The 15,098-nt window shown below is 44.6% G+C and carries 13 protein-coding genes; 9 read left to right on the top strand and 4 right to left on the bottom strand.

From position 1 onward, the window contains the following. The first annotated feature begins 125 nt into the window (after positions 1–125). On the top strand, positions 126–1,049 hold the full coding sequence (gene murB, locus NIE88_RS08625; protein ID WP_253061200.1) for a UDP-N-acetylmuramate dehydrogenase: 924 nt from the start codon (positions 126–128) through the stop codon (positions 1,047–1,049). Positions 1,050–1,701: 652 nt separating this feature from the next. Here murB and NIE88_RS08620 read toward each other — a convergent pair. The 3 genes from NIE88_RS08620 to NIE88_RS08610 all read right to left on the bottom strand — a co-directional run bounded on the left by NIE88_RS08620 (position 1,702) and on the right by NIE88_RS08610 (position 8,097). Next, complete coding sequence (locus NIE88_RS08620) at positions 1,702–5,349, bottom strand: GH92 family glycosyl hydrolase (protein ID WP_253061198.1); 3,648 nt, start codon at positions 5,347–5,349, stop codon at positions 1,702–1,704. 549 nt (positions 5,350–5,898) lie between these two features. After that, a complete protein-coding gene (gene proC, locus NIE88_RS08615) occupies positions 5,899–6,720 on the bottom strand; it encodes a pyrroline-5-carboxylate reductase (protein WP_253061196.1) in 822 nt (273 codons plus the stop codon). A gap of 87 nt (positions 6,721–6,807) precedes the next feature. After that, entirely contained in the window at positions 6,808–8,097 is a 1,290-nt protein-coding gene (locus tag NIE88_RS08610) for an O-antigen ligase family protein (RefSeq protein ID WP_253061194.1), read from the bottom strand. A gap of 183 nt (positions 8,098–8,280) precedes the next feature. Here NIE88_RS08610 and NIE88_RS08605 point away from each other — a divergent pair, with 183 nt between their 5' ends. From NIE88_RS08605 to NIE88_RS08570, 8 genes are all read left to right on the top strand, one after another. After that, the gene (locus NIE88_RS08605) at positions 8,281–9,276 is read left to right on the top strand and encodes a Gfo/Idh/MocA family protein (RefSeq protein WP_253061192.1); all 996 of its coding nucleotides are present in this window, start codon (positions 8,281–8,283) and stop codon (positions 9,274–9,276) included. 112 nt (positions 9,277–9,388) lie between these two features. Further along, positions 9,389–9,733, top strand: coding sequence for a DUF4097 family beta strand repeat-containing protein (locus NIE88_RS08600; RefSeq protein ID WP_253061190.1), 345 nt, complete (start codon positions 9,389–9,391; stop codon positions 9,731–9,733). Between the two features lie 52 nt (positions 9,734–9,785). Then, positions 9,786–10,250, top strand: a complete 465-nt coding sequence (locus tag NIE88_RS08595; protein ID WP_253061188.1) for a DUF4097 family beta strand repeat-containing protein — start codon at positions 9,786–9,788, stop codon at positions 10,248–10,250. Positions 10,251–10,456: 206 nt separating this feature from the next. Further along, positions 10,457–10,786, top strand: a complete 330-nt coding sequence (locus NIE88_RS08590; protein ID WP_253061186.1) for a PadR family transcriptional regulator — start codon at positions 10,457–10,459, stop codon at positions 10,784–10,786. Next, positions 10,773–11,330 (top strand): DUF1700 domain-containing protein, encoded by a 558-nt coding sequence (locus tag NIE88_RS08585; RefSeq protein ID WP_253061184.1) that lies wholly within the window; start codon positions 10,773–10,775, stop codon positions 11,328–11,330. The genes NIE88_RS08590 and NIE88_RS08585 overlap by 14 nt, the downstream gene beginning before the upstream one ends. Further along, entirely contained in the window at positions 11,327–12,271 is a 945-nt protein-coding gene (locus tag NIE88_RS08580) for a DUF4097 family beta strand repeat-containing protein (RefSeq protein WP_253061182.1), read from the top strand. Before NIE88_RS08585 ends, NIE88_RS08580 begins: the two co-directional genes overlap by 4 nt. Positions 12,272–12,423: 152 nt before the next feature. Next, positions 12,424–13,986 carry an FAD-dependent oxidoreductase gene (locus tag NIE88_RS08575; RefSeq protein ID WP_253061180.1) on the top strand — a complete coding sequence of 521 codons (1,563 nt, stop codon included), beginning with the start codon at positions 12,424–12,426 and terminating at the stop codon, positions 13,984–13,986. Positions 13,987–14,003: 17 nt separating this feature from the next. Next, the gene (locus tag NIE88_RS08570) at positions 14,004–14,381 is read left to right on the top strand and encodes a DnaJ family domain-containing protein (protein ID WP_253061178.1); all 378 of its coding nucleotides are present in this window, start codon (positions 14,004–14,006) and stop codon (positions 14,379–14,381) included. Between the two features lie 5 nt (positions 14,382–14,386). Here the strand turns inward: NIE88_RS08570 and NIE88_RS08565 are convergent, their stop codons facing one another. Then, positions 14,387–15,025: a cupin domain-containing protein gene (locus NIE88_RS08565; protein WP_253061176.1), complete on the bottom strand. Its 639-nt coding sequence runs from the start codon at positions 15,023–15,025 to the stop codon at positions 14,387–14,389. Positions 15,026–15,098: the final 73 nt, after the last annotated feature.

The raw sequence follows: 15,098 nt of genomic DNA, 5'->3' as shown, positions 1-15,098 counted from the left end.
TATGCCGCTTTTTAGTAGCAATTCGCCGCACAAAAATCAAATGATGGTTGACATACCTGCCGGGCAATGGCATAAATAATAAGGCAGGAAACTGGCGAAAAAGCCGAGAAGGAATGGTCATTGCGATGAATAAACAAGAAGTGCGTTCTGATTTGCTGAATATGATGTTAAAAGAAGAGCATGTAAAAATAGATGAGAAGTTAAGTACCTATACGTTTACTCACACCGGCGGGAAGGCTGATCTTTTTGTAACTCCGCAAACGTACGAAGAAGTAGGAAAGATTGTTGCTTATGCCAATAGGCATCAAGTGCCGCTGACGATCCTCGGAAGGGGATCCAATCTGATTATACGGGACGGCGGAATCAGAGGAATTGTTGTTTACTGCGGATGTCTGAACCAAATGAAATGCGAAGGTGAGACAATTATTGCGCAAAGCGGTGCGTCGATTATTGACGTTTCTCGTTTCGCTTTGGCACATGCACTTACGGGCCTGGAATTTGCCTGCGGCATCCCAGGATCAGTCGGAGGTGCATTGTATATGAACGCCGGTGCCTATGGTGGAGAGACCGCAGATGTGCTGCATGCGGCAGTTGTTGTCGACGCAAGTGGATCTATTTTAAGGCTGGAAGATAACGAACTTGAGATGGGTTATCGGCACAGTGCATTTTCTCAAAAAGGTTATTTGGCGCTTGAAGGAACCTTTGTGCTCAAAAAGGCAGATCCAGTTGAAATAAAACAAGAGATGGATCGATTGACTGAATTACGTGAATTAAAGCAGCCGCTTGAGTATCCGTCATGCGGGAGTGTATTTAAACGGCCGACCGGTTATTTTGCCGGAAAACTGATTCAAGACAGTGGTCTGCAAGGAACAAGAATCGGCGGCGTTGAAGTGTCGACGAAGCATGCCGGATTCATGGTTAATGTTGATCATGGTACCGCTTCGGATTATATACATCTTATTAGGCATGTACAGGAGACCGTCAAGAAGAAATTCGGTGTGAATTTGGAAACAGAGGTAAAAATCATCGGTGAAGAACCGAAAAGCTGAAAGTAATGGCAGACGGTGCGAGACGCAGTCTGCCATTGCTCTGTGACAAAGTCGATACTGTTGGAGTATCTGGATTTATTGCTCAAAAAGAGCGAACATCCTTAGCGGTTTTGCTGATTCGTTACACGGTTCGGTTTTTTCATTAGGCTTTGAGTTCTATCGTTATAAGCTCGGTCTAACTCCCGTTCATCACGGTTCCCTCATTGATTCGAATTTAGTCTGCTCAGCTGCACTCTCTTTAACATGATGGATACGCATCTTCTGTCAGCGGTGCAGTTCCACTTTATGAAATTTTTACTTGCAGCCGGCTATCAGAAATAGCGGACTGTGGTTTCTTTAAGTTCGACTCCATTTTAATTGGCGCTTTAATCTATAATTCGCTTGCCCACAATGATTTGATGCTGTTCAATTCGATGATCTTTGAAAATTTTTTCCAATATTCAAAACCGAAATGTTCAAAAAGGTGAAAATTCAGTATGTTTTGACTAAAAATAAAAGTAAGTATAATTTTAATTCCAAACGTGTTGCGGACCGGATGATGCTATTGTAAATTGACACAAGCATTGCCAGATCTGCTTCAATGACATCTCGGACTTTGATTGATCGGAACATCATATCCCTGCATTCTTTCATTTTACTGAGCCTTATGCGGTCAATCGGATAATAAATTGACCATTGCATGTGCATCGGCTGAAAGGCTGCTGCGCACTTTTTCAGGAGCGGTAACCTTATAAATAAATGAATTGATCAGCCGGACATAGGTTTGCATGTAATAGACGGATGATGAGAGATTTCCGTCCATATAGGCCATCTGCGCCTCATTCAACGCGTTAGAAAGCGATGCCGTTTCCGATTCGGTCAGATTTTTCAATTCGAACTGATGAATGATATCACGGCGCATCGTTTCAAAACCATCAGGTATCTCCGAATAGCCGAGCAGCTGAAGTTCACTGATCGACAGCGGGTGACTATTGCTGTTTTTCGTTACATTTATTCTATAATAAGAGTAGGCCTTTGGATTTTTAATCGAGAATGCACGTGTCATGGAACGCCACTTAAATTTCTGGTTCGTTCTTGTATCAAGAAGATCCCAGGTTGTTCCATCATTTGACCCCCACATTGTCCAGTTTTCCGGATCGCTTGAATCCCGGCCGTTCGAAGAAGTTAAGGTATACATTTTAATCCTGCGATTCTCTGTTTTAAAATGGAAAATAACAGATGGATGCTCCTTATTAAATTTAACGGAAGTCTGCAAGTTGCTGTCAACCAAACTGGTCAGACTGCCCTCTTCACTTTGCCGATTGATGGATGCCTTGTCCGTAAGATCAATCAACGGCTTCGGAAAGAGAGACGAACCATTCGTCGATTGTGCGGTGAGCGATTCCGGAGCAGCATCTGTAGATGTTCCCCAGCTGGATGGTTCGCTGCCCATGTCAAAATTCAGAGTTCCGCCATTAGCCAAATCGTTTGCCGATAGCGTCGTTTTTTGCAGCGGCTTGCCATTGAGTGAGACACTTTGGACATATTGGTTTTTATTGCTGACGTTGGGGGCGCTGATAATCAGGTCCTTTCCGCTTTCCAGGTGCAGCGTCATTTTCTTGAAATAGGGGGCACCAATCACATAATTTGCTGATCCTTTCTGAAGTGGATAGATTCCTGCCGCCCCAAAGAAATAATAACCTGAGAGCATCGCTCCGGCATCGGAGCCTAGATAGCCTTGGCCAATCGCGCCACCGGTGTAGAAACGGTTCAAGAGTGTTCGGGTCATGTTCTGGGTCTTCCAAGGAGCCGAAGCGAATAGATACATGTAAGGCAGTGAAGGTGATGAATTCTTGTCCAGTGTGAACAGGCCCAAGTGTCCGCTCAATGCGAGCCGGGCTTCTGCCTGCTTCTTGATCGATTGGGCAGCAGGTTCCGTGCTGAGGTATCGATCAAGCCCTTCGATCAATTCAGCCTTTCCCCCATACAAATTAATTAAACCTTGACCATCCTGGGAAACGTTAAAAGCGTTTGCCAAGTCCTCTGCAGTTTTATTACGTAACTTGCTGCTCCCCGATGCTCCGGTGTCCCATTTTCCGTTTGCTTTTCGCGGTGTGAAGGAATTCGCTGAACGATTGAAGAGCTGAAGATAATTTTGTGACTGACTCAAGTAGTAGCGGCTGTCATCTGAAAGAGAAGAACTATCAGCCTTCTTTTCTGCTAAAGTTCTTCCCAGATTACCTAAGGCAAAATTGTTGATTGATCGGTTCAATGTCTGACCGACACTGTTTTTTTGAACGGACGGGGTATAGCCAATCAACAATTGCTCTTGCTCATCCTGAGGTACGGAAGCGGCATGCAGCATGGCTGTGTACAGGAGCGATGTATTAACTCCGGGAACTCCTTTTGCTATGGCATCAGCAAAGGCGGTGCCTGCGTCGGTGTCGAAACGGCCACCGTTTTTATAAACCGTTAAAAAACCGTTAATGAAACGACCGGTCAGCTTAGGTTCAAGAAGTGCATAGGCCGGCCAGACGGTCTGCGTGCTATAGGCGAACGCACTGTTTCCATAAATACGTCCTTTTTTAATTGGCGCACCCGTGTGATTAGCTGTGTTTGCAGCGGAAGCAGGCACACTCAAGTCTGCATAGCGATACTTAGGTTTTTTCTTTGTGCCGACATTCTCAGATTTCTCATTGGGTGATTGATAAAGGCGGTAAAGATTCGAGTATAGTGTCGATTGCTGATCGTTTACCGCACCCTCAACGGTAATGCGGCTGAGTCGTTCATTCCATTCTTTTTTTGCCTTGTCCGCAATGTCTTTGATGGAGGCCTTCTTGCTGATTTCCTGATTCAGGTTTTTCTTCGCTTGCTCCGTGCTGATTAAAGAACTACCCACTTTTAATGTAACTGTTCGCTTCTTTGACGTATCAAATCTGAAGTATGCGGTCACGCGATCGCGATCTTCCCCGGATAAATGCTGTGCATTGACCACCGGTCGATCCACAGTTGCATAAAAGAACATTCTGTTCATACTGCCGGTTTTCTTGTTTTTGATGTCAGAGTAGCCTTCAAGCGATTGGGTCTTTGGATGAAGTGTCAGGTTGCCGTAACGGTCTAAGTTGTCAAAGATCAGGCTGCCCTGTTTGCCGGTAAAGGTGTAGCGCATGATTGCTGCGCGGCTGGTCGCGGCAAGTTCGGCACGCATGCCGTCAGTGAATGTGACCGCATACCGATAGGGACTTGCCGATTCGTCCGATCGCTTGAACGCTTTGCCTCTGCCGAGCCGACTGGCGCTGGGCGTACCGGAAAAGCTTGAAGGCATCACTTGCAGAGTTTGCCGAATGCCGTTCTGATCATTTGCAGATTGGCTGAGCGAAAAGGACTGAAGTTCAGGCAAATTGTCCGGGTCGTTGTTTTTACTATATGGATAAATCTGTTTCTTTGCACTGCTGTTCAGTGCCGGTGACCAATAGTTGAATCCATTGGGTACGCCAATCGCCGGCACCGTATCACCGCGGACAAACTGTGCCCCAGAGGCCGTGCCGCGGAGTATGTTTACTTGATCAACCGGCTGCACTTTAGCAGCAGATATCGCAGAGCTGTTGCTTATGAGAAGGTCGTCGATTGCTCCTTGGAAGGTGCTGTTTGCCTGAGACGCTTTAAAAGCGAGCAGTATGCGGACAATCGTTTTTCCTTTTGCCGCTTTACCGAGCAAAATTGATTTTTGATTCCATTGATTCATGAGCAGCGTTCCGGATTTTCCCTGTGCCTCTGGCGTTATTCGTACGCCATTCTGATCCACTGCGTTCAGTTGATGAAGATAGCTTCCATCCGAAAACTTAAGATCGATGGATACATAACCGGCTGTCTGCGCGGTAGGATCCTTCTTTGTTGCTTCGGGAGCAACGAGATAAGAAAGTTGCGTATCCTTTGCGACCGGAATATGTACGCGGTACAGCTTATTGTAAGCGTAGCTGTTTCGTGTATTAGCCGTTTTTCCTGCATAAGTAAGAACGTTACGGCCTGTCCACCCTAACCTTTTGGGAGCATTGTATAAATCGCTCGGTCCGCGCGAGGTGTAGGTAGCCATTGTTTTGCCGTTGCCGCCCGGCGCTTTGACGCCATGGGTTAATTGTTTGCCGTTTTTCTCGTTTTCAGGCATATTCTTCCATGCCAATACCGGATTGCCGTTCTCGAAGGAAGTATAAAAGAGCTGCTGTTCGGTCTGGGCGCTTGCTTTGTAATCAGGTAATAATAAAGCAGTCAAGCCCACACAAATACAGCTGATGAAAATCTTGAATCCAGTACTTAAATCCATGATACTGCCCCTCTTCTTTTTATACGGCGTTCCCTGTAATTCATTATTCGCAGTCGAATGGATTGCCGTGCCGGCCGATCAATGATTCGATGCGGTATGTAAAAAATTTCATGGCAAAACAGCAGTCTGTTATTGAATGATTTAATCATTTTATTATAACGGAATATTGCTAAGCGATAAAGAATGCTTAGACGTGTCATGATTTGTGACGTGTTGATGCTGACCAGACAAAATCTATAATCTGCAAAGTTAAAATGGCAGATCATCCACAGAAAACGAGCGGATTTCGTGTCATTCAAAGCTGAAGACAAAAAAATATGCGACAAGAATGCCGGTCAGCATCTCATCGCAAAACGAGTAAATGATGGTTTCCTAAATCAAGATCAAACATCTTAACTTAAGGTTAACTGCAACAGAAGGTGTGTTAAAGCTTACAAGAACATAATAGCACCATTTGACCATCATTCAATAATATATGTCATTAAATCTGACATTCTTTTTTGCTTTAATCATTCTTCAATACATCCGTGTTGCAAGATCTGACAGAAATTATTTCGTAAAAGGTGTGCTCATTTCTTTGGCACGTACAATTGCCTGATGAATGCAGTCAATGACAGCTTGTCTGACTGCTTGTTTGTCCAGCGTGTCGATACCTGCTTGAGTTGTTCCTCCGGGAGTTGCAACAGCCTTCAACAGATCAGAGGCTGATTTTCCGGATTGATTCAGCAAATGTGATGCGCCGAGCAATGTCTGCATGACAAGCTGTGCCGAGGATGCTTCAGGGACTCCTTCACGCGCGCCCGCCTCCTGCATTGCCTGAGCGAGGTAGTATAAATAAGCTGGACCGCTTCCTGCCAGCCCGGCGATGACATCGATCTGGCTTTCCTTGACGACGGTAACGGTACCGACGGTTTCGAACAGCTGCTTGGCAAGCTTGAGCTGCGCGTCTGTTACAAAAGAGCCGGCAGCTATTCCGGTTGCCGACAGTCCTATGGATGCGGATGTATTCGGCATTGCTCGAACAATTGGGAGATCAATGCCAGACGCTGATTGAATGAATGCGGTTGGGACGCCCACCATTAATGAAATAACCAGCTGTTCCGGACGCAAATAGGATTTCATTTCCTCCACTGCGCTCTTTGTGTCTGCGGGTCTGAATGCAAAGATAATAATCTCTGCATTTTTCAGCGCCAATTCTTTATTCTGAGTCGTGTGGACGTGAAACGCGTGTTCAAGTACCGCAAGACGATCCTTGTTTGAGTGATTGTTCATCCAGACCTGATCTGCTGCAACGAATTTTTTATTCAGAAAGCCTTTTAATAAAGATTCCGCTAATTCACCGGAACCGATAAATGCTATTTTTTCAACCAATCTCTTCACCCTTTCATTTTAAAGGTGGGCACCTCGAATCAAGGTGCCCACCAAAAAAGATCATCGTTATCATATCATTAATTGTTCTTACCTGCCAGATGCTCCTTTAAAGGTTTGCAGTATCGCAGGTTTTTGCCGCCTGTCTCCAAAACGAACCCTATTGCCTAGAACCAGTCTCATTGTCTTGTGCAGGCGCGCGAATTGATTCATGCGTGCTGAATATCTTACCCAGTAGGAAAGCAGCACAAGGACAATGATCATGACTTGAGGCGAGGACAAGGTGAAGTCCATAATACCATACAGAATGATGGTCGGCAATGAAAAGAGAAACAGTGCTGCTGAGTAATTGTTTTTTGCGCTCATTCTCTGCGCCTTGAACAGCTGGACCGTATTAATGACAATGGCAGCGAGAAAAAACAGGCCGCAGAATATGCCCGATGAAGAAAGAACTGACAAAAACAGATCGTGGGCATGCGGAATCATTTCGCCGTTAAGCGCTGCATAGTCTCTGCCAAAGCCAAAAGTAGTGGCACCAAAAAACGGATTTTCCGTAAAAATGTGCCAGCTGTTCCCCCAAATTTCAATCCGTTTCGTCATCGATGATTCGGTTCCGTCTGATCGCGGCATCAATTGATAGAGAAATGGGGCACTGATTGCAACTAATGCAGCAATTGGCAGGAACAACCGTATACTTAATTTGTAAATGAATAGAAGGTGAATCAGAAACATTATGACGAATCCGGCTCTGGATCCTGTTTGATAGATACCTAGATCAAGAATCGGAAGAATCAAAAGTGACAGAATAATAATTTGCTTGTTCTTTATCTGTATTGCTCGCAGCAGTTCAACAGATAGAAAAGCGAGTGCGAGTATTAACAGGTAACAGGCATAGTTCGGATTAAATGTTGATCCGTATAAACGCGGCATCCCCCTATAGCCGAATAAAAAGTGCCCGGTCAGGAAGGATACTGCTGTTCCTATAATGGAATCATGAGGAATCAGATTCAGTACACGTTCCGAAAAGAAAATATAAACGCCGCCCCAAATCGTGATCCACACAAATTGCCTTATATGAAGATGTTCGGGATGACGTAGCCAATACACGTAGATTCCAAGGTATCCAATCAGAATGAGCGTGGAGAGCAGATCAGTAATTTGCCAGTTAATCAGTACAGAACCGATCGACGCCATAGCCATCAAGGCAAGCAAAAGGCTGATCAAATCGGTAGGCAGTGCATGTTTTTTCATAATCTGACTGCGCCATTCCAGGACGGCGCAGCCGACAAACCAAGCCATTCCGATAGGCGGGAGTACATATAATAAGATAAACCCCAAAATAAAAGGCTGTTGTTTGACTTGATCAAGTCCGTTCATCATAAATTCGTCCTCCGAATTGTGTTTTCGTTATCTCTGCATCATTACTTATACTTTAATTTGCACATGCATATGAAGTTTGTGGGGAAATTTATATATTTGTGGGATTATCAATGTAAGGGCTATCAAAATGATCCATTGATCGGTATAATTAGTGTATTAAATTGATGAGGCAGGGGGAAGACAATGAAACTCGCCACTATAGGAACAAGCAGCATTACGCAGCAATTTGTAAAAGCGGTTAAAAAGACGGGCAGGTTCGATTACATTGGTGCCTATTCCAGATCGGGGGAAAAGGCGAAGCAGTTTTCAGAAGCGTTCGGTGGAAGTCTGTGGTTTACAACATTGGAACAGCTGGCTGCAAGCAAAGATGTGGACGTCATTTATTGCGCGTCCCCGAACGGTTTGCATTTTCAGCAAGTGGTGATTCTTCTGCGGGGCGGAAAACATGTCATTTGTGAAAAACCGATTTTTGCTAATTTGAAAGAATTTGATGAAGCGGTCAGAATTGCGGACGAGCATCATGTGTATTTATTCGAAGCGATCCGCAATATTCAGACACCGGTTTTTAAAAAATTGCAGCAGGTACTGCCGCGAGCGGGGCAGCTTCGTTCCGCCTCTCTGCAGCTTATTCAGTATTCCTCGCGCTATGATAAATTTTTGAACGGAGAAATAACAAATATTTTTTCTCCAAAGTTTGCAGCGGGCGCTCTGCAGGATATTGGTGTTTATCCGACGTATGTGGCCATTGCTCTATTTGGCGAACCAGAGCATTCCGTTTATTATCCAGTTAAATTATCTAATGGAATCGATGGCGGAGGAACCTTGGTTCTCGTCTATCCGCAATTTATCTGTACGATCCTTTGTTCAAAGATCGCTCATTCTGATGCACCATCGGAAATTCATGGTGAAAAAGGAACGTTTCGGATCAATAATTCATCGGATATCGCGCGACTCGAATGGATTGATGCTCATGAGAAGGTGGTACATCCGATTGCGGAACACTTTGAAGATGACGACAAAATCTACGAAATCCGCAATTTTGCAGATATACTGGAGCAAGATAATAAAGATGAATATCTGCGCTTACGTAAGCTCAGCCGGATGGTCGTGAAAACGATGAGTTCGGCGCGGAAGCAGAGCGGCATCATTTTTCCAAATGATGAATCAGATATAGTGTAAGATCCGGACTGCGGCACGTATTAAATTCCGACCTGCGACGGATCACGTCACCTGGATTAACGATTAAAGTAAAGGCATCTAAGATTTAGTCGTATCGAAAGGCGTGATCAGCATGAGGAATATATTAGAAGAAACGGTTGCTATGGATGGAATTGATGAGTTGATCGTCAACACCTCATCAACGGATGTTGAACTGATTCAGACGGAAGAGACGCTTCTGAAAGCGCAGGTTTGGACGGGGGATCGTGACGAACAAACAAATCCCGTTGCGTTGGTGATGAATAAAAAGGATCAAAGATTAGAGATGCGTATTATCCGGAACAGAAACGATTGGCTGACTCAAATCAAGGCGCTTACATTTTCGAGTGTAAAAGTCGTGATCGAGTTGCCCACACGACTCTATGACCGTATTGCGATTGACGGACAATCAAGCGACATAAGGTGTCTGAACTTGTAACGGGCCGGATGAATCTCTCATGCCATTCCGGTGATATTGGCTGACACATTGCGTGGCAAATCAGCAGGTAAGCGCTGCGACTTCAAGCGGCGATCTAACGATGCGTGATACACATGTAAAGGGAAAGCTGAATGCGAATACGTCGAGCGGTGATGTCCGCCTGATCCGATCGTCTGCAGATGAGATGAGACTGCTGACGCATTCCGGTGACATTACGGTAACCGATTATCGCGGCAATCTAGATGCCTCAGCGAGATCCGGTGATATTGACTTGACTAGCGACGAACTGGTCGGTGATTTGAACTTGGAAACAAGCAGCGGTGATGTCATGATCGCATTAGGCGGCGAGCCTGACTCTGTTTCCGTTTATTACCAAGGCTCTTCAGGTGATGGTTCTGTGCACCTTAAAGACATGCTTTATGAAGAAAAAAGTGATCATTGCATTATTGGTAAAAAAGGAGAGGGAAAATACAAAATCAAGGTTCGGACAAGGTCAGGCGACTTCCGATTGAGATAAACAATCAAAATGGAAAATAAGTAACACTAAAGATCCGGCCGTTATGAATGAGGCCGGATTTTTTTCTTCAACTATGTTGCATTAGTCAGTAGTGTGCATTATACTATACAGGGTATTTATGTTTTTAACTGTATCCATTTTATACCATTCTATTGAACAATAACCATTAGTGAACAATAGATATTACTGGAGAAAGGATGAATCATTTGAATGTTCAATTTAAAAAAGGGGTTCTGGAGCTTTGTGTGCTTGTGCTTATCGATGGTAAAGACCAGTATGGCTACGAACTTGCTCAGAACATTTCAGAAAAAATTGAAGTGGCTGAAGGGACACTTTATCCGCTGCTTCGCCGTCTAACGAAGGAAGGCTATTTGTCAACGTATCTTGGTGAATCAACCGAGGGACCGCCAAGAAAGTATTACTCCATTACAGCAGAAGGGGAGCAGTATATGAATGCATTAATTAACGAGTGGAAACAATTTTCTAAAGCGGTTGATCAATTTATTAAGGAGGGAGCGGGACATGGTGAAGAATGACTTTTTTCATAAACTGAACCACTTGCTAAGAGAACTCCCTAAAAAAGAACGTGACGAAATTTTAGCGGATTTTGAAGAGCATTTTACGATTGGATTTAATAAAGGGAAAACAGAAGAAGAAATCATTCAAGAACTCGGTGATCCTCAAGATATTGCTAGCGCGGAACTTGCCGATTATTATGCCACAAACCCGGTGAGACAGGAGACGGTGCCATCTGCGACGCGTTCACTGCTGCTCGCTATAGTCCTGATTTTTTTTAATCTGGTTGTGGTTGCGGGACCTGCTTTCGGTATTTTCTTCGGGTATATTGGTTTATGGTTTGGTGCGGTCAGCATGGTGATCAGTCCACTGCTTTCTTTTTTATCATTTTTTCAGTCGGGGTTTGATGCTTTTCTATTTACCTTTTTCGTATCGCTGGCTTGCTGCGGCATAGGCTTACTACTCAGTATCGCATTAATCTACAGTGGAAAATTTCTTTGGTATGTATGTGCCGGTTATGTCCGTTTTAATATCGATCTCATTACAGGGAGGAAGCGATCATGAAAAAAATTATTTATGTTGCCTTGGCACTCATTCTTATCGGCGCTATTGGAGGGCTGATTGTTTTTAAAACAACGGATCTTTTCCAAACGAATAGAGCTGATACACAAACAAAAACCGCATCGGTCAATGAAATAAAGAAAATAAATGTAGAAGCATCATCGCTGGATGTTGAAATAAAGAAAACAAATCGTGATCAATTGTCAGCCGAGGTGAAGGGCTGGGGCAATAAGCAGATGATCCAGGGGGTTAAACTGGCGATTAACAAGAAAGGCGATACGGTTCGTGTGACCGCAGAGCGGAATCAATCGTTTTTCACCTTTACGATCGGCTGGTCAAAGCTGGTCATCGAGGTTCCGGAACGGCAATATAATCGAATTGCTGTCATCACCCGATCCGGAGATTTAACGGCTCAGAATCTGCAGGCGGATCAGCTGTCGCTGACTACCAGATCCGGAACGATTACTGCTGAGCATAATCAGTCCAGTGGGCGTTTTGATATTGAGACATCGAGCGGGGATGTTGATTTACGGGACAATCAAGCACGGGACGAAGCTTCGATTAAAGCAAATAGCGGTGATCTTAATGTGTCTGAGACGGAAACTAAATCGTTGATTCTTGAAACCGGGTCCGGAACTATTGATGTTCAGCAGTTTAGAGGATCTTTGACGGCGAACGCAAATTCCGGAGACATCACGATTAGAAACGATAAAATTTCCGGATCTATTGACGCGCAGACAGGAAGCGGTAATGTTGCTCTTCATTTTACCGAGGAGCCAGAGTCTGTATCCGTGAATTATTACGGCGGATCAGGAGAAGGTACTGTTGATCTGAAAGGATTTCTCTATAAAGAAAAAACAGAAAAACGCATCATCGGACAAAAAGGAGACGGCGAATATAAAATCAAAGTGAGAACAAATTCCGGAGATTTCAGTCTGAAATGAATATTAAAGAATAAAAAGCGATCCGTCCAAGTCTCACTCGGCGAATCGCTTTTTATTTATAGCCTATAGTGCATATTTTTTTGCGTTTGGGAAACACTGTCCTTTGAAGAATTGAGATAGTCAGCAGAAAGAGCGAAGGGTAGATAATCCGCATGGAGCAGCAGAACATAAACTTTTCAGACGGCACCTCATCTTTGTGGCGGGATACGGTTCATCTGCCAGCATTCAGCCCATTGAAAGAAAATAAGATAACAAACACGCTGATTGTCGGTGCAGGTATTACGGGAATTACAGCAGCGTATATGCTTGCAAAAAGCGGTGTTTCGGTCATGTTGATCGATGCCGACCGCATTTCCGGAGGTACGAGCGGCAATACGACTGCGAAAATTACGGCACAGCATGGCTTGATTTATGATCGTCTCATTCACTCAATTGGCGAGGAAAAGGCCGCTCTTTATTATCAGGCCAATAAAGAGGCGCTTCACTGGATCGGAAAGCACGTGAATGATCAGGATCTTCAATGCAATTATGAAATTCAGCCAGCAGTCGTTTACGCGACAACTGAGCAGGAAGAAAAACAAGTTGAGAAAGAAAAGGAAGCATACGAACGGCTTGGAATTTTGGGATCAATAACGCATTCAATTGATCTGCCCATAGAAATAAAAAACGCGCTCATCATGCCCGGACAGGCGCAATTTCATCCGCTGATGTATCTGCACGAATTGCTCGCGGATCTTGTGAAAATGAACGTGTCGATTTTTGAGAAAACATTAGCAACAGACGTGCAAGATCAGAAATCGGAATCGTTTGTAATAACTCAGCAAGGGTTCAGAATTCGATGTCAGCATGTGCTGATCTGTTCCCATTTTCCTTTTTACGATAACCGTTTTTATTTTTCGCGTATGTTTCCGGAACGCTCCTACTTGATTGCCTGCAAGACAGCCGGCGATCCTCCTGAAGGAATGTACATTAGTGCGGGGACTCCGAAGCGTTCCATTCGCGGCTTACGACTTAATCACAAGAACTACCTTTTAATCGGTGGTGAAAATCACAAAACAGGGCGCGGTGAATCGATTGACGCTCATTACCAGCACTTAGCTGATTTTGCATACACACATTTTGGTTTGCATAAGGCGGCAGCGCACTGGTCTGCTCAAGATTTCACGACCTTGGATCAGGTTCCTTATATAGGAAGACTTGCAAAGAATAATCCGCGTGTTTTGGTTGCTGCAGGTTTTCATAAATGGGGCATGACTACAGGTACGCTAGCTGCCCAGCTTATGACTGATTTGGTTTTGGAACGTGCAAATCCGTATGCTGAACTGTTCAGCCCTTCCCGATTTGAAGCAGCACCCATGCTTGCCAGCTTCCTCGTTGAAAATATGAAAACCGCCGGGCAGCTGATCAAAGGAAAGCTCAGCAAGCCCGAACCGCTTGACGGTCACTTGCAGCGGGATTGCGGGATAGTCGCTTCACTTCATGGGCGCAAAGTGGGTGCGTATCGCGACAAGGACGGGAATTTAACTGTAGTCGATGCGACTTGCCCGCACATGGGCTGCGAAGTAAACTGGAATCAAGACGAGCGGACATGGGATTGCCCCTGCCACGGCTCGCGCTTCAAAGCCAATGGAGAAGTGCTCGACGGTCCGGCAAAAAAATCGTTATCGTTGCTTTTTTCCGAGTCTGATCATCAAAGTAAGACACAGAATACCTAAAAAGGGGCGTGTTCACTATGGGCATTATCGAAATCATGGCTGAAGAAAAAATTCAGGAAGGTTTAAAATCAGGTGCATTCGATCACCTTCCGGGAAAAGGAAAGCCGCTTGTACTGGAAGATCTGTCGGCAGTACCGAAGGATCTGCGTGCCGGATACAAAGTGCTGAAGAATGCAGGTATGCTTCCTGAAGAACTGCAAATTAAAAAGGATATGGTCACGCTCAATGACCTGCTTCAGTGCTGCGAGGATGATAAGGAACGTGACCGTTTGACTAAGCAGCTGCGCTATAAACAATTAAAATTCAGTCAATTGATGGAAAAACGTTCGATTGCGCATACATCCGCTTTTCAGAGCTATCGTTCGCGTCTTTTCAATCGGCTTCATTTCTTCTGAAAAGTTTATTTGTTCCTCCAGATTGTAAGAAGCGATCCCCGATCTCCATATACAGGGTCCTGTGCCGGTTTTCCTACTTTGCTGATATTTTTCTTAAATGCGGGCGTTTCTTTTGTTTGTGTGTCGTAATCTTGCCCGTTCGGGTATCCGCCGGCGATTGAAAAGTCATTGCTTGCCGAAAGCCGTTTGTGCCCTGTTCCCGCTGGAAGAACAAGCACATTACCGGCCGATACCTTGAGTTCCTTACCTTTTTCTTCGCCGATTTTTAATGTCGCGTGCCCTGAAATGACTCCGAGTACTTCATGAGACGTACTGTGAAAATGATGATAAGGAAAAACACCGTCGACCCAATTATTTCCCCAATTGTTTTTCTTGAATGTGTTCACAATCTGTCCGCCTCTTCCTTTAAAGACACCGGGATAAATTAAAACTTGAAAATAAGGATTGTTTGGAATCGTACCATCATCCTTAAACAGATATGTTTTCACTTTGACGAAGCCGTTCTGTCTCTGCGATTGATGCTGCCCAGATACTGACGGCTTTTGAGTTTTGTCTGCCGAATGATCGTTAAAGGTCGAATTGCTTCCGCAGGCGGAAAGAATCAGGATCGGGGCAATTCCGGCCACTTGAATCCATTTCTGCATCATGACTCCCTCCTAATAATTTACCAACCAGTATAACACCCGGAATATTTTGATAATAACAATATGCTTAGGT

It is taken from the genome of Sporolactobacillus shoreicorticis (genome assembly GCF_024125445.1).
In the GTDB taxonomy this organism is placed as follows: domain Bacteria; phylum Bacillota; class Bacilli; order Bacillales; family Sporolactobacillaceae; genus Sporolactobacillus; species Sporolactobacillus shoreicorticis.
This window is presented reverse-complemented; position numbering and strand designations above follow the sequence as displayed.

Excerpts from the sequence above, each read along its gene's own strand:
- murB (WP_253061200.1), top strand. The coding sequence starts at position 126 with ATGAATAAACAAGAAGTGCGTTCTGATTTGCTGAATATGATGTTAAAA.
- NIE88_RS08620 (WP_253061198.1), bottom strand. The coding sequence starts at position 5,349 with ATGGATTTAAGTACTGGATTCAAGATTTTCATCAGCTGTATTTGTGTG.
- NIE88_RS08610 (WP_253061194.1), bottom strand. The coding sequence starts at position 8,097 with ATGATGAACGGACTTGATCAAGTCAAACAACAGCCTTTTATTTTGGGG.
- NIE88_RS08605 (WP_253061192.1), top strand. The coding sequence starts at position 8,281 with ATGAAACTCGCCACTATAGGAACAAGCAGCATTACGCAGCAATTTGTA.
- NIE88_RS08600 (WP_253061190.1), top strand. The coding sequence starts at position 9,389 with ATGAGGAATATATTAGAAGAAACGGTTGCTATGGATGGAATTGATGAG.
- NIE88_RS08585 (WP_253061184.1), top strand. The coding sequence starts at position 10,773 with ATGGTGAAGAATGACTTTTTTCATAAACTGAACCACTTGCTAAGAGAA.
- NIE88_RS08580 (WP_253061182.1), top strand. The coding sequence starts at position 11,327 with ATGAAAAAAATTATTTATGTTGCCTTGGCACTCATTCTTATCGGCGCT.
- NIE88_RS08575 (WP_253061180.1), top strand. The coding sequence starts at position 12,424 with ATGGAGCAGCAGAACATAAACTTTTCAGACGGCACCTCATCTTTGTGG.
- NIE88_RS08570 (WP_253061178.1), top strand. The coding sequence starts at position 14,004 with ATGGGCATTATCGAAATCATGGCTGAAGAAAAAATTCAGGAAGGTTTA.
- NIE88_RS08565 (WP_253061176.1), bottom strand. The coding sequence starts at position 15,025 with ATGCAGAAATGGATTCAAGTGGCCGGAATTGCCCCGATCCTGATTCTT.